The 25,400-nt window shown below is 72.0% G+C and carries 24 protein-coding genes; 11 read left to right on the top strand and 13 right to left on the bottom strand.

Annotated features, from left to right (window positions below; translation table 11 throughout):
• Window positions 1-26 precede the first annotated feature (26 nt).
• Window positions 27-479, top strand: a complete 453-nt coding sequence (locus NCI01_RS21690) for a MaoC family dehydratase (protein WP_254183576.1) — start codon at window positions 27-29, stop codon at window positions 477-479.
• Between the two features lie 3 nt (window positions 480-482).
• Here NCI01_RS21690 and NCI01_RS21685 read toward each other — a convergent pair whose 3' ends face one another.
• The 3 genes from NCI01_RS21685 to NCI01_RS21675 form a co-directional block, all read right to left on the bottom strand.
• Complete coding sequence (locus NCI01_RS21685) at window positions 483-2,081, bottom strand: VWA domain-containing protein (protein ID WP_254183575.1); 1,599 nt, start codon at window positions 2,079-2,081, stop codon at window positions 483-485.
• Between the two features lie 105 nt (window positions 2,082-2,186).
• Window positions 2,187-3,482 carry a thymidine phosphorylase gene (locus NCI01_RS21680; protein ID WP_254183574.1) on the bottom strand — a complete coding sequence of 432 codons (1,296 nt, stop codon included), beginning with the start codon at window positions 3,480-3,482 and terminating at the stop codon, window positions 2,187-2,189.
• Entirely contained in the window at window positions 3,482-3,961 is a 480-nt protein-coding gene (locus tag NCI01_RS21675) for a cytidine deaminase (RefSeq protein WP_308213245.1), read from the bottom strand. The genes NCI01_RS21680 and NCI01_RS21675 overlap by 1 nt, the downstream gene beginning before the upstream one ends.
• A 185-nt stretch (window positions 3,962-4,146) precedes the next feature.
• Here NCI01_RS21675 and NCI01_RS21670 point away from each other — a divergent pair, with 185 nt between their 5' ends.
• The 5 genes from NCI01_RS21670 to NCI01_RS21650 all read left to right on the top strand — a co-directional run bounded on the left by NCI01_RS21670 (window position 4,147) and on the right by NCI01_RS21650 (window position 10,664).
• Window positions 4,147-5,268, top strand: coding sequence for a BMP family lipoprotein (locus NCI01_RS21670; protein ID WP_254183573.1), 1,122 nt, complete (start codon window positions 4,147-4,149; stop codon window positions 5,266-5,268).
• 98 nt (window positions 5,269-5,366) lie between these two features.
• Window positions 5,367-6,890 (top strand): ABC transporter ATP-binding protein, encoded by a 1,524-nt coding sequence (locus NCI01_RS21665; RefSeq protein WP_254183572.1) that lies wholly within the window; start codon window positions 5,367-5,369, stop codon window positions 6,888-6,890.
• Window positions 6,887-8,122 (top strand): ABC transporter permease, encoded by a 1,236-nt coding sequence (locus tag NCI01_RS21660; RefSeq protein ID WP_254183571.1) that lies wholly within the window; start codon window positions 6,887-6,889, stop codon window positions 8,120-8,122. Before NCI01_RS21665 ends, NCI01_RS21660 begins: the two co-directional genes overlap by 4 nt.
• Window positions 8,119-9,420 (top strand): ABC transporter permease, encoded by a 1,302-nt coding sequence (locus NCI01_RS21655; RefSeq protein WP_254183570.1) that lies wholly within the window; start codon window positions 8,119-8,121, stop codon window positions 9,418-9,420. Before NCI01_RS21660 ends, NCI01_RS21655 begins: the two co-directional genes overlap by 4 nt.
• 107 nt (window positions 9,421-9,527) lie before the next feature.
• Window positions 9,528-10,664 (top strand): CDP-glycerol glycerophosphotransferase family protein, encoded by a 1,137-nt coding sequence (locus tag NCI01_RS21650; protein WP_254183569.1) that lies wholly within the window; start codon window positions 9,528-9,530, stop codon window positions 10,662-10,664.
• On the opposite strand, the gene NCI01_RS21645 is transcribed toward NCI01_RS21650, so the two are convergent.
• The 3 genes from NCI01_RS21645 to NCI01_RS21635 are packed head-to-tail and all read right to left on the bottom strand — an operon-like array spanning window position 10,654 to window position 11,794.
• Complete coding sequence (locus NCI01_RS21645; RefSeq protein ID WP_254183568.1) at window positions 10,654-11,148, bottom strand: hypothetical protein; 495 nt, start codon at window positions 11,146-11,148, stop codon at window positions 10,654-10,656. The genes NCI01_RS21650 and NCI01_RS21645 overlap by 11 nt on opposite strands.
• On the bottom strand, window positions 11,076-11,594 hold the full coding sequence (locus NCI01_RS21640; protein WP_254183567.1) for a bifunctional hydroxymethylpyrimidine kinase/phosphomethylpyrimidine kinase: 519 nt from the start codon (window positions 11,592-11,594) through the stop codon (window positions 11,076-11,078). Before NCI01_RS21640 ends, NCI01_RS21645 begins: the two co-directional genes overlap by 73 nt.
• A gap of 38 nt (window positions 11,595-11,632) precedes the next feature.
• Window positions 11,633-11,794, bottom strand: a complete 162-nt coding sequence (locus NCI01_RS21635) for a hypothetical protein (protein ID WP_254183566.1) — start codon at window positions 11,792-11,794, stop codon at window positions 11,633-11,635.
• Between the two features lie 97 nt (window positions 11,795-11,891).
• Here NCI01_RS21635 and NCI01_RS21630 point away from each other — a divergent pair, with 97 nt between their 5' ends.
• Complete coding sequence (locus NCI01_RS21630; protein ID WP_254183565.1) at window positions 11,892-12,725, top strand: arylamine N-acetyltransferase family protein; 834 nt, start codon at window positions 11,892-11,894, stop codon at window positions 12,723-12,725.
• A 55-nt stretch (window positions 12,726-12,780) separates the two neighbouring features.
• On the opposite strand, the gene NCI01_RS21625 is transcribed toward NCI01_RS21630, so the two are convergent.
• Window positions 12,781-13,188: a DUF6632 domain-containing protein gene (locus NCI01_RS21625; RefSeq protein ID WP_254183564.1), complete on the bottom strand. Its 408-nt coding sequence runs from the start codon at window positions 13,186-13,188 to the stop codon at window positions 12,781-12,783.
• A gap of 158 nt (window positions 13,189-13,346) precedes the next feature.
• Here NCI01_RS21625 and NCI01_RS21620 point away from each other — a divergent pair, with 158 nt between their 5' ends.
• Both NCI01_RS21620 and NCI01_RS21615 read left to right on the top strand, forming a co-directional pair.
• Window positions 13,347-13,775 (top strand): DUF309 domain-containing protein, encoded by a 429-nt coding sequence (locus NCI01_RS21620; protein WP_254183563.1) that lies wholly within the window; start codon window positions 13,347-13,349, stop codon window positions 13,773-13,775.
• A gap of 285 nt (window positions 13,776-14,060) precedes the next feature.
• On the top strand, window positions 14,061-15,227 hold the full coding sequence (locus NCI01_RS21615; RefSeq protein WP_254183562.1) for a PAS domain-containing sensor histidine kinase: 1,167 nt from the start codon (window positions 14,061-14,063) through the stop codon (window positions 15,225-15,227).
• Window positions 15,228-15,231: 4 nt separating this feature from the next.
• Here NCI01_RS21615 and NCI01_RS21610 read toward each other — a convergent pair whose 3' ends face one another.
• From NCI01_RS21610 to NCI01_RS21590, 5 genes are all read right to left on the bottom strand, one after another.
• The gene (locus tag NCI01_RS21610) at window positions 15,232-16,419 is read right to left on the bottom strand and encodes an amidohydrolase (protein WP_254183561.1); all 1,188 of its coding nucleotides are present in this window, start codon (window positions 16,417-16,419) and stop codon (window positions 15,232-15,234) included.
• 61 nt (window positions 16,420-16,480) lie between these two features.
• Entirely contained in the window at window positions 16,481-17,470 is a 990-nt protein-coding gene (gene meaB, locus NCI01_RS21605) for a methylmalonyl Co-A mutase-associated GTPase MeaB (RefSeq protein ID WP_254183560.1), read from the bottom strand.
• Window positions 17,470-19,626: a methylmalonyl-CoA mutase gene (gene scpA / locus NCI01_RS21600; RefSeq protein WP_254183593.1), complete on the bottom strand. Its 2,157-nt coding sequence runs from the start codon at window positions 19,624-19,626 to the stop codon at window positions 17,470-17,472. Before scpA ends, meaB begins: the two co-directional genes overlap by 1 nt.
• Before the next feature lie 35 nt (window positions 19,627-19,661).
• Window positions 19,662-21,482 carry a methylmalonyl-CoA mutase family protein gene (locus NCI01_RS21595; protein ID WP_254183559.1) on the bottom strand — a complete coding sequence of 607 codons (1,821 nt, stop codon included), beginning with the start codon at window positions 21,480-21,482 and terminating at the stop codon, window positions 19,662-19,664.
• Window positions 21,483-21,528: 46 nt separating this feature from the next.
• Window positions 21,529-22,380, bottom strand: coding sequence for a helix-turn-helix transcriptional regulator (locus NCI01_RS21590; protein ID WP_254183558.1), 852 nt, complete (start codon window positions 22,378-22,380; stop codon window positions 21,529-21,531).
• 101 nt (window positions 22,381-22,481) lie between these two features.
• Between NCI01_RS21590 and NCI01_RS21585 the strand changes: the two genes are divergently transcribed.
• Window positions 22,482-23,243: an SDR family NAD(P)-dependent oxidoreductase gene (locus NCI01_RS21585; protein WP_254183557.1), complete on the top strand. Its 762-nt coding sequence runs from the start codon at window positions 22,482-22,484 to the stop codon at window positions 23,241-23,243.
• A 97-nt stretch (window positions 23,244-23,340) separates the two neighbouring features.
• Window positions 23,341-24,573 (top strand): hypothetical protein, encoded by a 1,233-nt coding sequence (locus tag NCI01_RS21580; protein WP_254183556.1) that lies wholly within the window; start codon window positions 23,341-23,343, stop codon window positions 24,571-24,573.
• 41 nt (window positions 24,574-24,614) lie between these two features.
• Here the strand turns inward: NCI01_RS21580 and NCI01_RS21575 are convergent, their stop codons facing one another.
• Window positions 24,615-25,391, bottom strand: a complete 777-nt coding sequence (locus NCI01_RS21575) for a succinate dehydrogenase/fumarate reductase iron-sulfur subunit (protein WP_254183555.1) — start codon at window positions 25,389-25,391, stop codon at window positions 24,615-24,617.
• Window positions 25,392-25,400: the final 9 nt, after the last annotated feature.

Genomic DNA, 25,400 nt, shown 5'->3' with positions numbered 1-25,400 from the left:
CACGGTGAAGCACTATGTTCGTGCGCATGCGCACCTTCACCACGCTCGACGAGGTCGCCGCCGCCTCCGGGTCCGAGATCGGCACCAGCGAGTGGCTCGTCGTCGACCAGGCCCGGATCGACGCCTTCGCCGACGCCACCCTCGACCACCAGTGGATCCACGTCGACGTCGAGAAGGCGGGCGCGGGCCCCTTCGGCACCACCATCGCCCACGGGTTCCTCACCCTGAGCCTGCTGCCGCACTTCGCCTCACAGGTCTTCCGGCTCGAGACTCCCGGCGCCCGGCTCAACTACGGGCTCGACAAGGTGCGCTTCCCCAGCCCGGTGCCGGTCGACAGCCGGCTGCGCTCGAACGTGCGCTTCGGCGAGGTCCGCGACCTGCCCGCCGGCAAGCAGCTCGTCGTCGAGCACACCGTCGAGATCGAGGGCCACGACAAGCCGGCCTGCGTGGCCGCCCACGTCGTGCTGCTCCTGGCCTGAGCCTCACCGCGACAGCACGGCCTGCGCGAACACCCCCAGGATGTCCTCGGGCTCGGCCGCGAGGTAGGCCTCACCGCCGGTCACCTGCGCCATCCGGCGCAGGGCGGCGATGTCGGCGTCGCCGCTGATCGCGATGCCCACCATCCGCACCGGCTTGTCGGGGTCGCGCAGCTCCTCGAGTCGCTGCAGCAGCTGCTCGAGGCTGATCGAACCGGGGTCCTCGTTGCGGCCGTCGGTCATCAGGACGACCGAGTTGGAGTACTGCGGCCGGTAGTTGCGCAGCGCCTCCCGGTAGGCCGCCAGCGCCGTGTCGTACAGGCCGGTCCCGCCATCGGTCAGGGCGGGCAGCTCGGCGGCGCGCTCCCGCAGCGCGTAGCGCTGGGTGCGGCCGAAGCGCAGGTCGTCGAGGCGGCGGATCGGCTCGAGCTCGCGCCAGTCCTGGCCAGGACCTCCCTTGTCGATCGAGAAGATCCACAGGCCCACCCGGGCGTGGTCGGGGAGGAAGCCCAGTCCGATCCGCGCCGCGTCGGCCAGCAGGTCCATGCGCGAGCCGGTGCCGGTCTCCGCGTCCATGGAGCCGGACGCGTCGACGACGGCGAGCATCGCCGACGGCACGCTGAGCACGCTCCACGAGAAGACCGCCTCGGCGATCGCCTTCGCCGAGGGCGGCGCCAACGTGGCCCCGCCCGCCCCGTCCGGCACGCGGAGCCCTTCGGCGGCGATCAGCGACCGTCCCTCCTCGCTGCGGAGGTGGTCGGCGAGCGCCCGCGCGAGCGCCCGGGAGCCCGGCGCGGCGTCGCGGCTCACCATGAGCGGGAAGTCGAGGACCGGCGCACCCACGTCGGGGGTCAGGTCGCGGAGGTCGGGACGTCCGTCGTCCGTCTGCAGCTGCTGCTCGGTGGTCACGACGAGGCGCGGCGAGCGGCGCACGAACATGGCGGGACGCACGTTCGTGTCCAGGCCACTGACGGTGCGAGCACTCTGCGCCTGCGCGAAGGGGACCATCAGCTGGCGGGCCTCCTCCCTGGTCCGGCCCACCATGCCGGCCTCCGCCTCCGGCGCCGTGAGCGCCAGCGCCCCCACGGTCGACGACTCGGGATCCGGCGACGTGACCAGTCCGGAGGCCTCGGCCTCGCCCCACGACGGGAACTGCCTGGCTGCGGCACCTCCCACGAGCAGGACGGGCGTGGTGGCCAGGCTCTGCGCCAGCAGCCGCGGCCGGGCCGCGCTGCCGAGGAAGGCTTCGGTGGCGACGAAGTGCGCCTCCGGGATCCAGACGTCGGGCAGCGCGCCGCCCATGGACGCGCCGCGGGAGACCTCCATGCCTGACCGCATCGCCGGGTCGACCTGCACGCAGTCGGGCGTGACGTCCGCGAGGGCGGCCACCACGACGCCGTACATCTCCGGGGCGACCGCGACGTCGACGCTGCGGAAGTCGGCGCACCCGTCGGACGACGACGCCTCGCCGTCGTCGCGCGAGAGCGCGAACCAGGTGGCGCCCGCGCCCACGGCGAGGCCGGTCACCAGCACCACGGCCGCCAGCACGGCCGTCGACATGACGATGGCGCCGGTGTCCGCGCGCCCCTTGTTGCTGTGCTTCATGGGCTCCCCACGATCCCTAAGGTAAAGAAAACGTAGGAGGGGACCCGGGCGAGCCGGTTGCTACTGACCGGTCATCGCCAGAGTTGGGGAGAGCCCGCGGCGGGGTCAGCCGATGCGGTCGAGCACGATCTCCCGGCGGGCCTCGGCGAGGTCGTCGCCCTCACCGGAGGAGACCGAGAAGCCGCCCTCGAGCGAGGCCAGCGCCCGCTCGAAGCGCTCCGGCTCGTCGGTGAGCAGGGTGAAGAGGGGATCGCCTTCGGTGACCCGGTCTCCGGGGCGGGCGTGCCAGACGACGCCGGCGCCGGCCTGCACCGGGTCCTCCTTGCGCGCCCGGCCGGCCCCCAGCCGCCAGGCGGCCATGCCGACCGCCATCGCGTCGAGGCTGGTGAGGGTGCCGGTGGCCGGCGCGGTGACGACGTGCGACTCCTTCGCCTGCGGCAGCGCCGCGTCCGGGTCGCCACCCTGGGCGCGGATCATCTTCTTCCACACGTCCATCGCCGAGCCGTCGGCCAGACTGTCGGCGGGGTCGACGTCGTCACGACCCGCCCCGGCGAGCATCTCGCGGGCCAGGGCCAGGGTCAGCTCGACCACGTCGGCGGGGCCGCCTCCGGCGAGCACGTCGACGGACTCCTGCACCTCGACCGCGTTGCCGGCGGTGAGGCCCAGCGGGGTGGCCATGTCGGTGAGCAGCGCGACGGTGCGCACGCCCGCGTCGGTGCCGAGCGCGACCATGGTCTCGGCCAGCTCGCGCGCGGTGGCGAGGTCCTTCATGAAGGCGCCGCTGCCGACCTTGACGTCGAGCACCAGCGCACCGGTGCCCTCGGCGATCTTCTTGCTCATGATCGAGCTCGCGATCAACGGGATCGCCTCGACGGTGCCGGTCACGTCGCGCAGGGCGTAGAGCTTCTTGTCGGCCGGGGCGAGGCCGTCACCGGCCGCGCAGATGACCGCGCCGACGTCCTCGAGGATCGCGAACATCTCCTCGTTGCTCAGCGCCGCGCGCCACCCGGGGATCGACTCGAGCTTGTCGAGCGTGCCGCCGGTGTGGCCCAGGCCGCGACCGGAGAGCTGGGGGACGGCCACCCCGCAGGCCGCGACGAGCGGGGCCAGCGGCAGGGTGATCTTGTCGCCGACGCCGCCGGTCGAGTGCTTGTCGGCCGTCGGGCGCGAGAGCCCGGAGAAGTCCATCCGCTCCCCCGACGCGATCATCGCGCCGGTCCAGCGCGAGATCTCGCGGCGGTTCATGCCGTTGAGCAGGATCGCCATCGCGAGCGACGACATCTGCTCGTCGGCGACCTCCCCGCGCGTGTAGGCGTCGATCACCCAGTCGATCTGGCTGTCGGAGAGCTCGTGCTTGTCGCGCTTGGCGAGGATGACCTCGACGGCGTCGTGGGCGGCCACTAGTGGGTTCCTTCCGCTGCTGCGTCGGCCACCCCGGTCAGGTGGGCCAGGTCGTCGGGTCCGAAGGCGTCGGGCAGCACCTCCGACATGGGCTTGACGCCCGAGACGGTCCAGACCAGTAGGTCACGACCGCCGTGCTCGAAGAGCAGCTGGCGACACCGTCCGCAGGGCATGATGACCTCGCCCTCGGCGTTGACGCACACGAAGTGCGTGAGCCGGCCGCCGCCCGTGGCGTGCAGCTGCGAGACCACTCCGCACTCGGCGCACAGCACGACGCCGTACGCCGCGTTCTCCACGTTGCAGCCGACCACGATCCGGCCGTCATCCGCGCGCGCAGCCGCTCCCACCTTGTACTTCGAGTACGGCGCGTACGCGCGCCGCATCACGTCGACGGCCTGCTGCCTCAGGCCGTCCCAGTCGTCCTGGCCCCAGCCGCCGCCCTCCCGGTCGTCCACCGGGTCGTGCACCCTGTCATCCACGCGGACACTATGGCGCATACGGGGAAGCCACGGTCTTTGGCAGGTCTCGCCGAAAGATGTCCGGCGGGTTTTATGTCTCAAACGCATTTCGGAAGTCCCGAACCTCGTGACGGGGTGCGCCCCGGCAGGCATCATGCTCCCGAAAAGCTGTCCCCACCCCGGGGTGCATGAACTTGGAGGCATTTGTGTTGAAGACGAGGAAGGTCGTCTCGAGCGGCCTCGTGGCGCTGCTCGCCGCCGCGACCCTGGCTGCGTGTGGTGACGCGCCCGAGGAAGACACCAACACCGGGAGCGGGAACGACAGCAGCTCGGCTGCCAGCGACTTCCTGCCGTGCATCGTGTCCGACGCCGGTGGTTTCGACGACAAGTCGTTCAACCAGCTCGGCTACGAGGGCGCCAAGCAGGCAGCCGACGAGCTCGGCGTGGAGCTGAAGGACGTGGAGTCCAACAGCGAGAACGACTACGGCCCGAACCTGGAGGCCCTCGTCTCCCAGGGATGCGACGCCATCGTGACCGTCGGCTTCGCGCTCGCCGCCGCCACCAAGGAGTCGGCGGCCGCCAACCCCGACATCGAGTACGTCCTGATCGACGACTCCGCGGACGGCGGCGACGACGGCCAGACCTTCGACGGCAAGGCCGACGAGCCCAACATCAAGCCGCTGCTCTACGACACCGCGCAGGCCGCGTTCCTCGCCGGCTACGCCGCTGCTGACACCACGAAGACCGGCAAGGTCGGCACCTACGGCGGTCAGCCCTTCCCCACCGTCACCATCTTCATGGACGGCTTCAAGCAGGGCGTGGAGTACTACAACAAGGAGAAGGGCAAGAAGGTCGAGGTCGTCGGCTGGGACGGCGAGAACGGCTCCTTCACCGGTGGCTTCGAGGCCAACGAGGCCGCCACCAGCACCGCCAAGCGCATCCTCGACCAGGACGTCGACGTCATCCTTCCCGTCGGCGGCCCGATCTACCAGGGCGCGCTGACCGCGATCGAGGACTCGGGCAAGGACATCGCGATGGTCGGCGTCGACGCCGACCTCTTCGAGACCGACCCCAACACGCAGGAGGTCGTCATGACCTCCATCCTGAAGAACATGAAGGTGTCCACCTACGAGGCCATCATGGCCGCCGGTGAGGACAACTTCGACTTCACGCCCTACGTCGGCACGCTGGAGAACGACGGCGTCGGCATCGCCCCCTTCCACAACTGGGAGAGCAAGGTGCCCGGCTCGCTCCAGGGCGAGCTCGACGAGGTCAAGGCCGGCATCATCGACGGCTCCATCGAGGTCACCTCGTACCTCAACCAGTAAGCAGCTCCACCGGACGAGGGGAGGTCGACGCGAGTCGGCCTCCCCTCGCTCTTGCCCGACCATCCCCCGCCCCTGGCACCTGCATAGGATGCGATCTCATGAAGCTCGAGCTCCGTGGCATCACCAAGCGCTTCGGCAGCCTGGTCGCCAACGACAGGATCTCCCTCACCGTCGAACCCGGCGAGATCCACGCACTCCTCGGCGAGAACGGCGCCGGCAAGTCGACACTGATGAACGTCCTCTACGGCCTCTACCGTGCCGACGAGGGCGAGATCCTGCTCGACGACGAGGTGCAGCACTTCAGCGGACCCGGCGACGCGATGGCAGCGGGCATCGGCATGGTCCACCAGCACTTCATGCTCATCCCTGTCTTCACCGTCGCCGAGAACGTCATGCTCGGCAACGAGTCGACCGGCTTCGCCGGAACCCTGGACCTCGACGCCGCCCGCGCGCGCGTGAAGGAGATCTCCGAGCGCTTCGGCTTCCACGTCGATCCCGACGCGCTCGTCGAGGACCTGCCCGTCGGCGTCCAGCAGCGGGTCGAAATCATCAAGGCGCTCTCCCGCGACGCCGAGCTGCTCGTCTTCGACGAGCCCACCGCGGTGCTGACCCCGCAGGAGACCGACGAGCTGATGGAGATCATGCGCCAGCTCCGCGAGGCCGGGAAGGCCATCGTCTTCATCACCCACAAGCTGCGCGAGGTCCGTGCCGTCGCGGACAAGATCACCGTGATCCGCCTCGGCAAGGTCGTCGGCGAGGCCGAGCCCACGGCGTCCAACGCCGAGCTCGCCGCCATGATGGTCGGCCGGCCCGTCGAGCTGGTGGTCCACAAGGGTCCGCCGAAGCTCGGCGAGGAGGTGTTCGTCGTGAAGGACCTGCGCGTCGTCAACGCCACGGGCCACGTCCAGGTCGACGGGATCAGCTTCTCCATCCGGGCCGGTGAGGTCCTCGCCGTCGCCGGCGTGCAGGGCAACGGACAGACCGAGCTCACCGAGGCCATCCTCGGCCTCCAGGACCACGTGACCGGGTCCGTGCGCCTCGACGGCAAGGAGCTGCTCGGCAGGTCCGTGCGCCAGGTCCTCGACGCCGGCGTCGGCTTCATCCCCGAGGACCGCCAGGAGGACGGTCTCGTCGGCAACATGACGATCGCCGAGAACCTCATGCTCAACCGCAGCTTCCACCTGCCGTTCGTGCGCCGTGGCTCGCTGCAGATCGACAAGCTGCGCGCCTTCGCCCAGGAGAAGCTGCAGCAGTACGACGTCCGCGCGCGCGACATCGACACCGCGTGCGGCAACCTCTCCGGCGGCAACCAGCAGAAGGTCGTCGTCGCCCGCGAGCTGTCCCGCGACCTGCGCCTGCTCGTCGCCGCACAGCCCACCCGCGGCGTGGACGTGGGCTCGATCGAGTTCATCCACAAGCAGGTGGTGGCCACGCGCGACAGCGGCGTCCCCGTCCTGGTCGTCTCGACCGAGCTCGACGAGGTCGTCGCGCTCGCCGACCGGATCATGGTCCTCTACCGCGGTCGCGTGGTCGGCATCGTCCCGGGTGACACCCCGCGCGAACAGCTGGGCCTGATGATGACCGGCGAGCGGCCGAAGGACCTCGAGGGAGACGTGGCGTGAACGACGCAGTGACCAACGAGCAGGCCCCGGCACCGGCCGAGAAGGAATCCGGGGGGCAGCCCCCGGAGCCCGGCAAGGGCCACTCCCTGATGCGCCAGATCGTCGCCGGCGACGCGTTCGCCGGCGTGCTGGCGGTGGTGCTGGCCGTGCTGGTCGGCTCGGTCATGGTCGCCGCCACCGACGACACCGTGCGGGAGACGGCCGGGTACGTCTTCGCCCGGCCGAGCGACTTCTTCTCCGCCGTCTGGGACGCCGTGTGGGGCGCCTACACCGCGCTCTTCCGCGGGGCGGTCTACAACAACCTCGTCAGCGACTTCGCCACCCAGATCCGTCCGCTGACGGAGACCCTGAAGTTCGCCGCCCCTCTGATCCTCGCCGGCCTCGGTGTCGGCCTGGGCTTCCGCGCCGGACTGTTCAACATCGGTGGCCGCGGGCAGATGCTGCTCGCCGGCGCTGCCGCGGGCTACGTCGGCATCAACTTCGACCTGCCGATCGCGATCCACCTGCCCCTGGCGATCCTCGTCGGCACCGTGGTCGGCGCCTTCTGGGCGGCCATCGCCGGTGTCCTCAAGGCGCGCACCGGTGCCCACGAGGTGATCGTCACGATCATGCTCAACTACGTCGCCTACTACCTGCTCTTCTACGCCCTCTCCAAGGAGGGCCTCCTGCAGGCGCCGGGATCGGCCAACCCCAAGTCCCTGCCGATGAAGGAGTCGGCGGTCCTGCCCGACATCCTGGGCGACCGCTTCAACCTGCACCTCGGCTTCCTGATCGCCCTGGTCGCCGTGGCCTTCGCCTGGTGGCTGCTCAACCGCTCGGCGCTGGGCTACCGCATCCGTGCCGTCGGCGAGAACCCCAGCGCCGCCCGCTCGGCCGGCATCGACGTCGGTCGCACCTGGATCACGGTCATGCTGATCGCGGGCGCCCTCGTCGGTCTCGCCGGTGTCAACCAGGTGCTCGGCACCGTGCCCGACGGGGTCACCCTCGACCTCGACGCCGGCATCGGCTTCGATGCCATCACCGTGGCGCTGCTCGGCCGGTCGCGTCCGCTGGGCATCCTCGCGGCCGGGCTGTTGTTCGGTGCCTTCAAGGCGGGCGGCTTCTCCATGCAGGCGGCCGAGGGCATCCCGGTCGACATCGTGCTGGTCGTCCAGTCCCTGATCGTCCTCTTCATCGCCGCACCCCCGCTGGTGCGGGCGATCTTCCGGCTCCCCGCCAAGGAGGCCAAGTGAGCGCCCTGACCGACCCGACCTCCACCGGCGCGTCGCCGGCTCCGGCCGCGACGACCGGCGAGGTCGTCACCCTCGTCTCCCGCAAGACGCCCGTGGTGCTCGGCGTCCTGACCGTGGGTCTCGCGCTGATCCTCCTGCTGCAGCCGGAGTCCGGCGACACCACGCTCCGCCTCGCCCGCGAGACCGACATCTTCCAGCTGCCCGACCTGACGCTGCCGACGATGCCGACCGCCTGGGCCCTGACGGTCGTGTGCGCCCTGCTCACGGGTGAGTCCGTGCGCCGCTACCTCGCGAAGAAGCGCACCCCGATGTGGCTGGTCTCGATCTTCGCCGTCGCCTGGATGACCGGGTTCCTGGTCTGGGCCGCCGTCGGCGAGACCCTGCCGGTGGTCGGCCTCCTGGCCGGCTCGCTGGCCCTCGCCGTACCCCTCGTCTTCGGTGCCCTCGGTGGCGTCCTCGGCGAGCGGGCCGGCGTGGTCAACATCGCCATCGACGGCCAGCTGCTCTTCGGCGCCTTCGCCGCCGCGGTGGTCAGCTCGATGACCGGGTCGCCCTGGCCCGGGCTGCTCGCCGCCGCCGTCGCCGGCGCGCTCGTCGCCCTCGTCCTGGGCCTCTTCGCGATCAGCTACTTCGTCGACCAGATCATCGTCGGTGTGGTCCTCAACGTGCTCGTCATCGGCATCACGAGCTTCATGTTCAGCCAGGTGCTGGCCCCCAACGCCGCCGACCTCAACACCTCCGCCCGCTTCAAGGTGGTGCCGATCCCGGTGCTGGGCGACATCCCCCTGATCGGGCCCATCCTGTTCCGCCAGACGCCGGTGGTCTACCTGCTCTACATCGCGGTCGCGGTGGTCACGTTCGCCCTCTACCGCACCCGCTGGGGCCTGCGCGTCCGCGCGGTCGGCGAGCACCCGATGGCCGCCGACACCGTCGGCATCAAGGTCAACCGCACCCGCTACCGCACGATCCTCATCGCCGGAGCGGTCGCCGGCCTCGGCGGCGCCTTCTACACCCTGGTCTCGGTGCCGCAGTTCAACCGCGAGATGACCGGTGGCGCGGGCTACATCGCTCTCGCGGCGGTCATCTTCGGGAAGTGGGACCCGATCCGGGCGACCCTGGCCGCGCTGCTGTTCGGCTTCGCCTCCAACCTGCAGGGCGTCCTCTCGGTCATCGGCTCGAACGTGCCCAGCCAGTTCATGCTGATGCTGCCCTACGTCGTCACGATCTTCGCCGTCGCCGGGCTGGTGGGCCGCTCCCGGCCCCCGGCTGCTGACGGCGTGCCCTACCGACCGCAGTAGGGGCGACGCGAGCCTTGACTCCAGGAGGGCCCGGTGCTGTGCGCCGGGCCCTTCTGCGTCTGTGGAACAGCACCCCCGTGACGCGGGGTCGCGAGTAGGATTTCGTCGTGAACGACGTGCGCGTGATCGCCTACTTCGCGGGCGACCCGACCAGGACCTACCAGCTCGCCCAGTGGCTGGAGGTCCTCGAGGTGCTGGACCGGGTCCACCCGGTCGGCCTGGTGCTGCGCGACCCCGACTCCGCCGCCCTGATCGCGTCGCGCACGAGCCTGACCGTCCTCACCGCGCCGTCGTTCCCCGAGCTCACCGAGCTCTACGCCGAGCTCGACGCCAAGGTCGTGCTCTACTGCAACAACTCGGTGCTCAACTTCGAGTCGCTCCTCGACAGCCGCATGCTCCACGTGCACGTCAACCACGGCGAGAGCGACAAGCAGTCCATGGCGAGCAACAACGCCAAGGCCTATGACCGTGTCTTCGTCGCCGGCGACGCCGCGGTCCAGCGCTACCTGACCGGGCTGCTCGACTTCGACGCCGCCAGGCTGGTCCGCGTCGGCCGGCCCCAGCTCGACCTCCCCCGCACGCCGTTGCTGGCGCCGAGCGAGCGACGCACGGTGATGTACGCCCCCACGTGGGAGGGTGACGCCGACTACAACGACTACACGTCGCTCGACTCCCTCGGCGAGGCGATCGTCCGGGCGATCCTCGCGGTGCCCGACGTCCGGCTGGTCTACAAGCCGCACCCGAAGGTGACGACGAGCCTCACGCCCGCGATCGCCGACGCGCACCTGGCAGTCATGGGACTCATCGACGAGGCCGCGCGGCTCGACCCCGCCGCCTGGCACACCCAGGTGCTCACCGGCGACATCCTCGCCGTGATGCCCGGCTGTGACGCCATGGTCACCGACGTGTCCTCGGTCGGCCTGGACTGGCTCTACCTGCACACCGACAAGCCGATCTTCCTCACCGACCCCCACGGCGACGTCGACGCGCTCCACCACCAGGCCCCGATCAGCCGCTGCGCGGACGTCATCGGGGCCGACGACGTCCGTGACCTCGCGTCGCTCCTCGACGCCCGGCTCGGGCACGACGAGCACCACCTCGCCCGTGTCGCCATGCGGCACCACTACTTCGACGAGCTCGAGGTGGGCGAGAGCACCGGACGCTTCCTCACCGAGGTGGGTCGCCTGGTCGCGCTGCGTGACGAGCTCCTCTCGGGCGGCGCGGAGCCCGCGATCACGGCCTGAGGGGGCCGCGAGCTCGTCCGGGTCCCGGCAGCTGCCTGCGGAACCAGACCGCCACCAGGCCGGCGATCAGCGCGCTCGCCGAGAGCAGCACGATGACAGCGGCGGACTCCACCCTGAGGACCGGGGCCAGGAGGTGCCGCCCCAGCACACCCACCGTGGCCGCGGCCACGACGAAGGCGAGGACCGCCTGCCCGCGCCCCGGCATGCGACGGCCCACCAGGAGCATGAGCACTCCCCCGGTGGCAGAGCCGAGGACCAGCCCCACTGCACCGCCGAGCACGGCTCCGAACACCCCCAGGCCGAGGAGTGCGCCGAGCGACCCGCCGGAGTCACTGTTCAGCGCGCCCGCCCCGAAGACGTCCACCACGACGACCACCACGGCGAAGACGACGCCCACGAGCGCGCCGCTCGTCAGCCCGAGGAGCGACAGCCACAGCCATCCCGGCTCCGGTCGCCAGTGCCACTCGTCCCCGCGGCGCGCCATGGGCCGACCCTAGTGGCCGGACGCGAGGGTGCGAGGTGGGAGACGGGGCCGCGGCCACGGCCGAGTCCCCAGCCGCTGCTGTCGTCGAGCCGGTCGGCGACGTACGCCGCAGCGCTGTTGGCGGCGTGGGCGAGCACGTCCCCGTGGGCGAGCCGGGCGGCCAGCGCGCTGGCGTACGTGAGGGCGCGGGCCTCGTCGAGGTTGGGGGTGGCGACCGTGGCGGTGGGGAGCAGGTGGTCGCAGTAGGCCGCCACGACGGCGTCGTCGCCCAGCACAGCGCCGCTGGTGGCGACGAGGACCGGGTCGACGACGAGCGGCAGCTGGCCGAGCCTGCCGGCCACCAGGCGTACGACGTCGGGCGAGCCGAGCATGCCGGTCTTCACGACGGCGACGGGCAGGTCCGCGAGCACCGCGTCCACCTGTTGCGCGACGATCTCGACAGGCACGGGGTGGACGGCGTGGACGCAAGTCGTGTCCTGGGCCGTCACCGCGGTGACGGCACCACGTGGATCGGCTCGACGAGCTCGCGGGTGGTGGCGGCCTTGTCGCGGACCTGGAAGCCGTCGATCCCGGCCTCGGCGAGGTCGGACAGGAGCGACAGGTCGTCGGCCGCGGAGACCAGGCAGAAGATGCGTGGCAGGGACATCGGAACTCACTTCCGAGGCTCGGAGGGCTCGGCCATGGACCGCCGTCGGCCCCGGCACGCCGGCTGGTGTCGGCGGATCGTGCGGTTGACTACGTCCATGTCGTCCGACCCGTGGAAGACCGACCAGCTCGACCTCGACGGCTACCTGGCGCGACTCGGTGTCGGGGCGCGCGAGCCGGGTCACGAGGCGCTCGCCGAGCTGCACGAGGCGCACGTGCGGACGTACACGTTCGACAACATCGACGTGCTCCTCGGGCAGGCGCCGGGCATCTCCCTCGACGTGGTCCAGCGGAAGTTCGTCGACCGTGGCCGGGGCGGCTACTGCTTCGAGCACTCCACGATCTTCGCCGCCGCCCTGCAGCGGCTGGGATACGAGGTACGGCGTCACCTGGGCCGGGTCGGCGACCCGGACGCCGGCACCCAGCAGGGGCGGACCCACATGGTCGTGGAGGTGGTCGTCGAGGGTCGGCGGATGCTGTGCGACCCCGGCTTCGGGATGAGCCTGCTGCGCCCCATCCCGATGGTCGACGGCGCGGAGGACGACTACCCACCGGGCTGGGGCTACCGGTTGCATCGCACGGACGGGGGTGACTGGGCCCTGTCCAGGCGCCGCGAGGAAGGGTGGGAGCTCGCGCACACCACCGACGAGCTCGAGGTGAAGCCGGTCGACGTGGTGATCGGGCACCACTACACGAGCACCTTCCCCGGTTCGCACTTCACGACGGGCCTGATCCTCACCAAGCACCTTCCCGGTCGGCACGTGACCGTGACCCACGAGTCGCTCACCGTCCGCCGTCCCGGCGAGCCGACCGAGCACCGCGGGCTCCTCGAGGGCGAGGTCGAGGAGTGGCTGACGGCTCTGGACGTCCCACTCACCCCCGAGGAGCGGTCCCGGCTCCTCACCAGGGTGCGGGCGATCGCCGGGTCCTAGGCCGGCACCCTGACCCCACGCGGAACTGCCCCCACCGCGCGGCAGGTGAGGACGACTACGCCGACTGTCTACGGACCGGCAGCCAGAGCGCAGCGAGGACGCCCATGACGGCGACGAGGATCACCACGTCGCCCCACAGGTGTGCGTGCTCGCCCTCGTACGTGAACGACTGCACCGCCATCACCGCGGCGTGGGCGAGGTTCGCGATGATGGTGAAGTCGATGAAGAGCCGGTGCTGCAGAGGGGCGCGTGCCGCGATCCAGAGGCAGGCACCCCACACGATGTAGACCGCCGCCAGCATCTGTTCCTCGGCGTCTCCGACGTCGCCCCAGGCGAAGAGGCGGTAGAGGAGCTCCGGGGTGTCGGTCCGGGTGACCGATGCCAGGAACAGCAGCGCGAACACCACGATGAACGCGGCGCCGGTGAGACGCAGCACCAGCGCGAGCGCGCGGGACCTGTTCATGCGTCGACTATGGCACCGAGGCACGACAAGGGACGATGTCGAAGGCGCTACCGTCGCTTCCAGTGCGACGCGGCGCCGATTGGTGATGCCGTCATCCGTCAAGCGACGTGGCAGTGGCCCTTCAGTCGCGCTTCGTGTAGCCCCAGGAGGTTCGTGACATGGTCGCCGATCGCGATCGCAACGCAGAGGGACGTGCGCAACAGGCCCGACCACGCGACGCACTGGGACGGCCCCTGCCCTATGGCGCAGTCGGGGTCGAGCCCATCTCGGAGGAACCACTGCCTCCCGAAGAGACCCTGGCCTACGCCCGCAGCCTGTTGGACGACGGACGTCCCTTCGCGGCTCATGAGGCTCTCGAGGTCCGGTGGAAGTCGTGCCCCGACGAGGAACGCGCCTTGTGGCAAGGCCTGGCGCAGCTGTGCGTGGGCCTGACCCATCACGCGCGCGGCAACGCCGTCGGTGCGTCCACACTCGTCGAACGCGCAGCGGGTCGCCTGGAGGCATACGGGCAGACCGGTGGTCCTACCTACACCCTCGACCTCCCGGGGCTCGTCGCCTGCGTCAGGGGCCAGGTCAACGGCGGCTGAGGCACCCACCCGCCCACGGCCCCCGCGCCGACTCGTGCACGTGCCCGGTCGGCGTGGTCGTCGCCTCCGTGACCGGTGGCCCGGGCCGGGAGATCCGGCCCACCAGCTGCGTCGTCATGATCACATTGCGTCAGGACCCTCCGACAGTGGCCGGCCTCGATCCACGCGTTGATCCACTGGCCCGACGATTCTTTTCGAACACGTCGACGCACCGGGAGGATGCATCCGCGGCGCATGGCGCGGGGTACGGTGCAGCGCACGCCAACACGATTCTCGGAGGTCCTGATGGCTCTCGGTGAGCACGACCACGACTGCGACCGCTCCTCGGCGACCGACGCGACCCTCGGCGCGCAGGCGATGTCCCAGAGCAACGAGCGCTACGCGTCGATGTTCACCCACCACCCGCACGCGACCTACTCCGTCGACGAGCAGGGCTACTTCACCGACGCCAACGACCACACGCTCGAGATGACCGGCCTGACCCTCCAGGAGCTGCGGAAGGCCCACTTCGCCCAGGTCATCCACCCCGAGGACCTGCACCGCATCCAGGCCGGCTTCGAGGGCGCGATGGCGGGTGAGCCGCAGGTCGTGGACGCCCGCGTGATCAGCACCGACGGTGAGCTGACCGACATCCGCTGCACCGCGATCCCGGTGATCGTGGGCGGCGAGGTCGTCGGCGTGCACGGCGTCTCCGAGGACGTCACCGAGGCCAACCGCGTCCTCCGCGAGCTCGAGGAGGCCAACGCCGCCAAGACGCTCTTCCTCGCCACCGTCAGCCACGAGGTGCGCACCCCGCTGGCCGCCCTCATCGGCGCGTCGGAGCTGCTGCTCGACACCGACCTCGCGCCCGAGCCGGCGCACTTCGCGCGGATCGTGCACCGCTCCGGCGAACGGCTGCTCGACCTGGTGCAGGAGATCCTCGAGTTCTCCGGCCTGGAGGCCCACCAGACCGTGCTCCGGCCCGGCGCCGTCGACCTCCGCGAGATCCTCGGCGAGATCTCCTGCTGGTCGCGTCCGCTCGCCGAGGCGAAGGGCATCGCGATGACCTTCGCCGTCGACGCGGACGTGCCGGAGGCCGGCATCGGCGACGCCCGGCGGATCCGTCAGGTGGTGACCAACCTCGTCCAGAACGCCATCGCCTTCACCGACCAGGGCTCAGTGGACGTACGCATCAGCGTCCCGCCGGCTCCCGAGGGCGACCCGGACGCCGGCACGTGGGTCGAGGTGGTCGTCAGCGACACCGGCATCGGCATCGCACCCGACGACCTGCGCACGCTCTTCGAGCCGTTCGTCCAGGTCGGCCACCAGCCCGACGGCGACCGCCTCGGCGTCGGTCTCGGCCTGGCGATCGCCCGCGAGCTCGCGGCGCTGATGGACGGTCGTCTCGACGTCGAGTCCACCCCCGGCGAGGGCAGCACCTTCACCTTCGGGTTCCCCCTGCCGACCGCCTGAGCGGTCAGTCGTTGAGCGCCGTCACCGCTGCCTCGGCGAGCACGCGCGCCGCGATGGTCGTGGCACCCTCGTCGACGCGGAGGTTGCCCTGGTGGAGGTCGTACGTCGGTCCGCCGGGGGTGCGCGTGCCGAGGCGGGCCATGGCGCCGGAGACGGAGTCGAGGTACCACCCGAAGTCCTCGCCGCCCAGGCTCTGGGCGGTGGAGACGTGGCCGTGCGGACCCAGGACGTTCTCGACCCCGATGCCGAGCAGTCGGGTGGACTCCTCGTGGTTGACCACCGGGGGCACGCCGCGCTGGTAGGTCACCTCGGCGGTCACGCTGTAGGGCGCCACGATGGCGCTGATCAGCTGGCGAATCAGGTGCTCGGCGTCGGCCCACGCGACCGCGTCGAGCATCCGGACCGTGCCGGCCACGACGCCGCCGTGCGGGATCACGTTGTGGGCCGAGCCCGCGCGCACCATGCCCCAGACCACGCTGACCCCGGCGCGCGGGTCGAGACGTCGGCTGAGGATCGCCGGGAGCTCGGTGATCACCTTGCCCAGGGCGAAGGTGAGGTCCTCGGTGAGGTGGGGGCGTGAGGTGTGGCCGCCCTTGCCGATGAGCCGAACGGTCAGCGCGTCGGCGGCGCCGGTGAGCGGGCCCTCGCGCAGGCCGATGCGGCCGACGTCGAGGCTCGGGTCGCAGTGCAGGCCGAAGACGTGGGAGACGCCCTCGAGCGCGCCGGCGGAGATCAGGTGCAGCGCGCCGCCGGGCATGACCTCCTCGGCGGGCTGGAAGAGCAGGCGCACGCGCCCGGGCAGCATGCCGCGGGCGGCCACCTCCGCCAGCGCGAGCCCGGCCCCGACGAGCCCGGCCGTGTGGACGTCGTGGCCGCAGGCGTGGGCGACGCCGGGGTTGGTGCTGCGCCACGGGTCGGAGATGAGGTCGTCGACCGGCAGCGCGTCGAGGTCGGCGCGCAGCGCGACGAGGCGTCCGCCCTGGCCGAGCTCGGCCAGCACTCCCCCACCCTCGGGTCGCGTCACCGCCCAGCCGGCCTCCTCGAGCGCGGTCACGACCGCTTGGGAGGTGCGCTCCTCGGCCCAGCTCAGCTCGGGGTGGGCGTGGAGGTCGCGACGGAGGGCGACGAGCTCGTCGGCGTACTTGTCGACGACCTCGGCGATGACGGGAGTGGCAGGAAGAGGATCTGGCATGACCGGCCCAGTCTACGGGCGCGGCATCTCCCCCGTGTCTGCTACGCACCGTCCGAGACGCCTAGGTGCCACGCCCGTCGTACGCCGCGAGCAGCCGGTCCGCGGCCAGTGGAGCCGGCAGCTCGCCGGACAGCACGGCCCGGCGTACGTCGTCGCGCACCGCCGCGACGCCGGGCGAGGAGCGCAGCCGCTGGTCGAGCTCGTCGCGCACGAGCGCCCAGGTGAACTCGAGCTGCTGCCCGGCGCGCTTGTGGGCCAGGCCGTCGATGCCGAGGTGCTCGCGGTGCGCACCGACCCGCTGCCACACGTCGTCGACCCCGGCGCCGGTCAGCGCCGAGCAGGTGACGACCGGCGGGGCCCACTCGGCGTGCCCGCGCACCAGCCTCAGCGCGCCGGCGAGCTCGCGGGCCGCGACGCGGGCGTCGGCCTCGTGCTCGCCGTCGGCCTTGTTGACCGCCACGACGTCGGCGATCTCGAGGATGCCCTTCTTGATGCCCTGCAGCTGGTCGCCGGTGCGGGCGAGGGTGAGGAAGAGGAACGTGTCGACCATCCCGGCGACGGTGACCTCCGACTGCCCCACGCCGACCGTCTCGACCAGGACCACGTCGTACGCCGCCGCCTCCAGGACCAGCATCGCCTGGGTGGTCGCCCGGGCCACGCCACCGAGGGTGCCGGCCGAGGGCGAGGGACGGATGAAGGCGTTCGGGTCGACCGACAGCGTCGCCATGCGGGTCTTGTCGCCGAGGACCGAGCCGCCGGTGCGCACCGACGACGGGTCCACGGCGAGCACGCCGACGCGGTGCCCGGCCCCGGTGAGCCGGGTGCCCAGCGCCTCGATGAAGGTCGACTTGCCGACCCCCGGCACGCCGGAGATGCCGACCCGGGTCGCCATCGGGCGGTCGGTCGCCGCCAGCGCCATCAGCAGCTCTCGCGCGGCCACCCGGTGCTCGGGGCGCGACGACTCGACCAGGGTGATGGCGCGCGCGACCGCCGCCCGCTGCCCGGCCTGCACGTCGGTGACGAGGGCCTCGACGTCGATCGGCCGGGGCATCAGCCGGCGTGCTGTTCCCGCAGGCGCGCGATCAGGTCGAGGGCCGACTCCGCGATCACGGTGCCGGGCAGGAAGACCGCGGCGGCACCCATCTCGTGCAGCACGGGCACGTCGTCGGGCGGGATCACGCCGCCGATGACGACCATGATGTCGGGGCGCCCCTGGTCGGCCAGCGCCTGCTTGAGCGCGGGCAGCAGCGTGAGGTGGCCCGCCGCGAGCGAGGAGACGCCGACGATGTGGACGTCGGCGTCGATCGCCTGCTGCGCGACCTCCTCGGGCGTGGAGAACAGCGGCCCCACGTCGACGTCGAAGCCGAGGTCGGCGAAGGCGGTGACGACGACCTTCTGGCCGCGGTCGTGGCCGTCCTGGCCCATCTTGGCCACGAGGATGCGCGGGCGGCGGCCCTCCTCGGCCTCGAACTCCTCGGTCGCCTGCAGCACGGCGGCGACGGCACTGCCCTCGGCGGCGCCTGCCTCGTCGCGGTACACGCCGCTGATCGTACGGATCACCGCCTGGTGGCGGCCGTAGACCTTCTCCAGCGCGTCGGAGATCTCCCCGACGGTGGCCTTCGCGCGGGCGGCGTCGACGGCCAGCGCGAGGAGGTTGCCGTCGAGGGAGCCGCCGCCGACCGGGCCGCGCTCGGCGCTGTTGGTGAGCGCCTCCAGCGCACGGCGTACGTCGTCGTCGTCACGCTCGGCGCGCAGCCGCTCGAGCTTGGCGACCTGCTGGCGGTAGACGTCGTCGTTGTCGACGCGGAGCACGTCGAGCTTGTCCTCCGCGGCGAGGCGGTAGGTGTTGACGCCGATGACCTTCTGCGCGCCCGAGTCGATGCGCGCCTGGGTGCGGGCGGCCGCCTCCTCGATGCGCATCTTGGGGATGCCCTGCTCGATCGCCGCGGCCATGCCACCGGCCCGCTCGGCCTCCTGGATGTGGGCCCAGGCCCGCTCGGCGAGGTCGTGGGTGAGCTTCTCGACGTAGTAGGAGCCGGCCCACGGGTCGATGACCTGCGTGGTGCCCGACTCCTGCTGCAGCAGCAGCTGGGTGTTGCGGGCGATGCGCGCGGAGAAGTCGGTCGGCAGCGCGATCGCCTCGTCGAGCGCGTTGGTGTGCAGCGACTGCGTGTGGCCCTGCGTCGCGGCCATCGCCTCGATGCACGTGCGCCCGACGTTGTTGAAGACGTCCTGCGCGGTCAGCGACCAGCCCGAGGTCTGGGAGTGGGTGCGCAGCGAGCGCGACTTGGGGTTCTGCGGCTCGAAGTCGTCGACCAGCCGCGCCCACAGCGCCCGGGCCGCGCGCATCTTGGCGACCTCCATGAAGAAGTTCATCCCGATCGCCCAGAAGAACGACAGGCGCGGCGCGAACTGGTCGATCGTCATGCCCGTGTCGAGGCCGGCGCGGATGTACTCCACGCCGTCGGCCAGCGTGTAGGCGAGCTCGAGGTCGGCCGTCGCCCCGGCCTCCTGGATGTGGTAGCCCGAGATCGAGATGGAGTTGAAGCGGGGCATCTTCTGTGACGTGTAGGCGAAGATGTCGCTGATGATCCGCATGCTCGGCGCGGGCGGGTAGATGTAGGTGTTGCGGACCATGAACTCCTTGAGGATGTCGTTCTGGATGGTCCCCGCGAGCTGGTCCGGCTTCACCCCCTGCTCCTCGGCCGCCGCGATGTAGAGCGCGAGCACCGGCAGCACGGCGCCGTTCATCGTCATCGACACCGACATCTCGTCGAGCGGGATGCCGTCGAAGAGCGTGCGGGTGTCGTAGATCGAGTCGATCGCCACGCCCGCCATGCCGACGTCGCCGCGCACCCGGGGGTGGTCGGAGTCGTAGCCGCGGTGGGTGGCGAGGTCGAAGGCGACGCTCAGCCCCTTCTGCCCCGCGGCGAGGTTGCGACGGTAGAACGCGTTGGACTCCTCGGCGGTGGAGAAGCCGGCGTACTGCCGGATCGTCCACGGCTGCGTGGTGTACATCGTCGGGTAGGGCCCGCGCAGGAACGGCGCCAGGCCCGGCCACGTGTCGAGACCGTCGAGGCCCTCGAGGTGCTCGGGGCCGTAGACCGGGAGCACGTCGATGCCCTCCGGGCTCGCCCACGGCTCGCGGTCCCCGCCACTCGTCGGGCGAGCAGCCCGCGAGGAACGAGCGGGCGTGTCGAGACCCACCTCGGCGAAGTTCTCCGGGATGCTCCCCTGCGTGCTCACTTGGCGAGCTCCTCTCGGATCCGGGCCAGGAAGCCGAGCGCGTCGACCCCCATGGCGCACGAGTCGTCCACGTCGGTGACGGTCTTCTCCCCCGGTTTGCCGGCCAGGACGACGTACGACGCCCCTGCCGCCCGCAGCGCGGCCACGAGGTCGGCGCCCCACTCGGCGTAGGCCGCGTCGGTGCCGGCGAGGCAGACCACCGGCTGGCCCGAGTAGGCCGCCGTCACGTCCTCGACCGAGGCGGTCGCGCCGGCCGCCTCGACCGCGACACCGCCGGCCGCGAACAGGTTGGTCGCGAACGTCGCGCGCGCCGTGTGCGCGGCGACGGTGCCCATCGTCGCGAGGAAGGCCGGGCGGGTGGCGGGCTGGGCGCGCATGTCCTCGTAGGCCCAGCCGTAGCGCCGGACGTGGCGGTGCGGGAGGTGCTCGCGCTCGGGCAGCACCTCGCCGAGGTGCGGGAACTCCGAGACCCCGGTCAGCGGACGCGACCGGTCGGCGACCTGCGCGTCGCGCTCGGCACGCACGGCCCGGACACGCTCCTTCACGCCCTGGCGGGCCTCGTCGGCCAGCGCGCCTCCGGCGGACTCGATCCGGCCGAGCTCCGCCCACCCGGCGGCGGCCAGGTCGTCGGTGAGCCTCTCGACGGCGTAGGAACCGCCGGCGGGGTCGGTGACCGTCGCGACGTGCGACTCCTCGATGAGCAGGGAGGAGGTGTTGCGCGCGATGCGGCGACCGAACGCGTCAGGAGCACCGAGCGGCTCGTCGAACGGCACCACGGTCACCGCGTCGGCGCCGCCCACCCCCGCTGCGAACGCCGCGACCGTGCCGCGCAGCATGTTGACCCACGGATCCTGCCTGCTGGTCATCGGCCGGCTGGTGACCGCGTGCAGCGCCATCTCGGTGCCCGCGCCGTCCTCCGCACCGCTGGCCTCGAGGACGCGGGCCCACAGCCGGCGGGCCGCGCGCAGCTTGGCGATGGAGGGGAACTGCTCGTCGGTGGCGGCGAGGCGGAACTCGACCATCCGGGCGCCGTGCTCGACGGAGAAGCCCTCCTCGGCGAGGAGCCGGAGGTAGGCCACACCGGTCGCGATCGCCCAGCCGAGCTCCTGCGCGTCGCTGGCGCCCTCGTCGTGCAGCGCCGTCCCGTCCACCACCAGGGCGCGCACGCCGAGCTGGAAGCCGCGGCGCGCGACGAGAGCGAACAGGTCGCGCGCGGTGACGCCGTCGTCGCGCACCCGGGACGGCAGCATCTCGAGGGTCTGGAGGTCGAAGGACAGGTTCGTCGCCGGGTGCACCGCGCCCTCGACGCCCTCGAGGAAGTCGGCGAACGCCTCCACCTGCTCGGTGGAGGGCCGGTCCAGCACGACGGGCGCGAGGTCGAGCAGCACGCCGTCGAGCAGCGTGGCCCAGTCGGGCGACGCGTCCTCGTCGAGGTGCAGCAGCAGCGAGGTGGCGCCGTTCTCGAGGTCCTGCAGTGCGGCCTCGTTGGCCGCCTTGGCGTCGACGACCTCCACCTGCGTCCGTACGTCCCACGCACCGGCGCGCGTCGGACGACCCGTGGTGCTGAGCCCGTCGAGGTCGGCGGGCTGGCCGATCGGGGCGACCTCGACGCCGTCGAGCGTCGTCCGGGTCAGCGCCGACCAGACGTCGGAGTCGGGCGCGTCCTCGCCGAGGCGGCGCGCCTTGCGCAGCACGGCAGCGGTGGCCGCCTCCCACGCCGCGACGTCGTACGCGTCGTGGTCACCGACGAGCTTGAGCGACCCCTCCGCGGGCTGCAGCTCCTCGGGCTCGTCCAGTCCACCTTCGACGTCGGTCATGCTGCGCAGGATAGGACGAGCGTCACGTCGCGAACACCTGCCGGACCTATGGGATAGGTCTCACGGGCTCCTCGAGCCCCCAGGACGCGAGCACCGGCAGCGCGGCCGCGGTCGGCGAGTCCGGAGGGGCGGTGTAGACGATGAGCCGCTGCTCGGGGTCGTGGGGCGACACCAGCGCCTCGATGCCGAAGGAGAGCCGGCCGACGACGGGATGGGCGATGCGCTTGTCGACCGACGTCCGGTCGGTCACGCCGTGGTCGTCCCACCACCGGGACACGTCCGGGTCCCCCGCGCGGAGCTCGTCGACCAGTGCCCGGAGCTTGCGGTCGGCCGGGTGGCGCCCGACCTCGTAGCGGAGCGCACCCACGGCCGCCGCCGCGTAGTCCGGCCAGTTCTCGAGGCGTCGGCGCGCGCGGGGATCGAGGAAGAGCCAGCGCACGAGGACCGATCCCGTGTCGACCTCCGCCCCCAGCACGGCCCGCAGCAGCGCGTTGCAGCCCAGCACCTCCGAGCGCCGGCCCAGCAGCAGGACCGGGACGTGGTCGAGGGTGGACATCACGCGCAGGAGGCCGGGGTCGGCGCGCTGCGTGACCTCCCAGGTTGCGCCGGCCCGCCGCGGCGGGGCGGCGAGGTCGCGGAGGTGGGCGCGCTCCACGTCGTCGAGGCGCAGGGCCCGACCGAGCGCCTCGACGACGTCGTCGGTCACCGTGTGCTGCCGGCCCTGCTCGAGGCGGCTGTAGTGGTCCGGGCTCAGGCCCGCCAGCACGGCCAGCTCCTCCTTGCGGAGCCCGGGCACCCGACGCGGCCCGGGGAACGGCGTGATCCCCGCCTGCGCCGGGGTGAGGGCGTCGCGGCGCGAGCGCAGGAACGCTCCCAGCGCGGATCGGTCGGCAGGCACCCGCCCAGCCTACGGAGACGTACGGCGTCCTGCGTGGTCGTGCCGTGCCCCGGCAGGACGTGCGCTGGTGCGCGGCTGCGGACCGGGGTGGACTCCTGCCCATGAGCACCTCACCCACCCTCGCCGGTCGCACCGCGGTCGTCACCGGCTCCACCAGCGGCATCGGCGCCGCCACCGCCCACCACCTCGCCCGACGCGGAGCCCGCGTCGTCGTCACCGGCCGCGACGCCGGCCGCGGACGGACGGTCGCCGAGGCGATCACCACCGCCGGCGGGTCCGCGGTCTTCGTGCCCGGCGACCTCACCGCGCCGCCGGCGGTGCTGCGCGAGCTCGCCGCCGACTGGGCAGCGGCCCTCGACGGACGGATCGACGTCCTCGTGCACAACGCCGCGATCTGCCCGCCCGTCGACACCGTCTCGCTGACCGACCGGGACCTCGAGGCCACGCTCGCCGTCAACGTGCGTGCACCCCAGGTCCTCACCGCGGCGATCGCCCCCGCAATGGTCGAGCAGGGAGGCGGCGCGATCGTCGTGGTCGGGTCGTGGATGGCGTCCGTCGGCCATGCCTTCGTCGGCCTCTACTCCGCCACCAAGGCAGCCGAGGCCCAGCTGGCGCGCAGCTGGGCGGCCGAGTTCGGCCCCCGCGGCGTACGGGTCAACACCGTCGCACCCGGTGCGACCCGGACGCCGATCACCGCCGGTGACGAGGACGTGGTGACCCGGATGACCGCCGGCACTCCGGCAGGACGTCCCGGCACCCCCGACGAGGTGGCCGCGGCGATCGCCTGGCTCGCCTCCGACGAGGCCGCCTACGTCCACGGCGCCCTCATCCCCGTGGATGGCGGGATCACCGCGACCCGCTAGGCGTGCGGCGTGCCGGTCCGGAACGGCCGGATCCTCCCGGCGCCACGGGACTCCAGCCCCATGCCCCGGGCGTCGTCGCGTTCCTAGCGTCGTGGCCATGGCAGACGTCTTCCTCCACGTGGGTCTCTACAAGACAGGGACGACCACGATCCAGGGCGCCCTTGCGGCCACGGCGGAGCAGCTCGCCGCCGCGGGGGTGCTCTTCCCGGGGGGCCACCGAGCCCAGCGCCTCGCGGCCTACGACCTGCTCGGCCAACGGGTCGGCGGGGAGCAGCGCGGGGAGGCCGCAGGGGCGCTGGGCCGGCTGGTCGACCTGGTGGACGCCCACGACGGGCCGACCGTCGTGGTCTCGGAGGAGGAGCTGTCGCTGGCGCGACCCCGCCAGGCACGCCGGCTGGTGCAGGCGCTCGGGGGCCACCGGGTCCACGTCGTCGTCGGTGCGCGCGACATGGCGCGGACGCTGGTCTCGGCGTGGCAGCAGACGATCGTCAACGGTGGCACCACCACCTGGGCGGACTTCGTGGCGTCGGTGCGGGGACAGGAGGGTGCGCCGCCGAGCGAGGGCGTCTCCTTCCACTGGCGCCACGACCTCCTCCGCGTCGTCGACACCTGGGCGTCGGCGGTGCCGGTCGAGCGGATCCGGCTCGTCACCGTGCCGCCGCCCGGCACCCCGGGCACCGTCCTCCTGGCGCGCTTCGCCGAGGCCGCCCACCTCCCCACGGGCTGGCCCGGCGACCGGCAGGTCGTCCGCAACGTCTCGCTGGGCGCGGCCGAGCTCGAGGTCGTACGCCGCCTCAACGAGGCGGTCGGCGAGCGCTTCAACGCCACCCAGCACCGCTTCGTCATCGAGGCCGGGATCCGGGCGCGGCTCGCAGGCACGACGGCCCGGCCGCTCGAGCTGCCGTCGGCGCACCTCGCCTGGGCGCAGGCCTACGGTGAACGGCTGGTGGCGGCCCTGGAGCATCGCGGGGTCACGGTGCACGGCGAGCTCGCCGACCTCGTGGCGCACGACGTCGCACCGGCGGGCCCGGCCCTCGACGAGGTCACCGACCCCGAGCTGCTCGCCGCCACCCAGGCCGCGCTGGTGTCGCTGGCCCTCGACCACGGACGTCTCTTCCGCCGCTACCGCCGGGCGTTCCTCGAGCGGGAGGGGCGGCTGCCGGGGCCCGCCGAGGTGCTCGGCAGCCAGCTCAGGGCCGGCGGGTTCTGGCTGCGGAAGCGCGCCGTCCACCACACCGACCGGCACCCCCTCGTCGCGCGTGCCTCGAGCCTCTACCTGCAGCGGACCTCGCCGTCGTCACGCCTGCTGCCCCTGCAGCCGGACAGCTGAGCGTGTCCCCGCCGCCGGGTGCGCACGGGACTGAGCACGCCTCACACCTCGGCGCGGCCGTCGTTGTCCTTGTTGCGCAGGCCGATCTTGTTGCCGAGCCACACGAGCGGGTCGTACTTCCGGTCCACCACGCGCTCCTTCATGGGGATGATCGCGTTGTCGGTGATGTGGATGCCCTCCGGGCACACCTCGGTGCAGCACTTGGTGATGTTGCACATCCCCAGCCCGGCGGCATCCTGCGCCAGCTTGCGGCGGTCGTGGGTGTCGAGCGGGTGCATGTCGAGCTCGGCGTAGCGGATGAAGAAGCGCGGCCCGGCGAAGTGCTGCTTGTTGTCCTCGTGGTCGCGCACGACGTGGCATACGTCCTGGCACAGGTAGCACTCGATGCACTTGCGGAACTCCTGGCCGCGCTCGACGTCGACCTGCATCATCCGGCGCTTGCCGTCGGCGTCGCGCGGGCCGAGCTCGGCGTAGGGCAGCTCGCGGGCCTTCTCGTAGTTGAAGGACACGTCGGTGACGAGGTCGCGGATCACCGGGAAGGTCCGCATCGGCGTGACAGTGATCGTCTCGGACGGCTCGAAGTCGGAGAGCCGCGTCATGCACATCAGCCGCGGTCGTCCGTTGACCTCGGCGCTGCACGAGCCGCACTTGCCGGCCTTGCAGTTCCAGCGGATCGCGAGGTCGCCGGTCTGGGTCGCCTGCAGCCGGTGCAGCGCGTCGAGGACGACCTCGCCCTCGGACACCTCGACGGTGTAGTCGGTGAGCTCGCCACCGTCGGCGTCACCGCGCCAGACGCGCATCTTCAGGTCGTAGGCCATGGCTGTCCC

The organism is Nocardioides pinisoli, assembly GCF_024199985.1.
GTDB classification, from domain to species: domain Bacteria; phylum Actinomycetota; class Actinomycetes; order Propionibacteriales; family Nocardioidaceae; genus Nocardioides; species Nocardioides pinisoli.
Note: the sequence above shows the minus strand (reverse complement) of the source record. Positions and strands in the feature narration are given on the sequence as shown.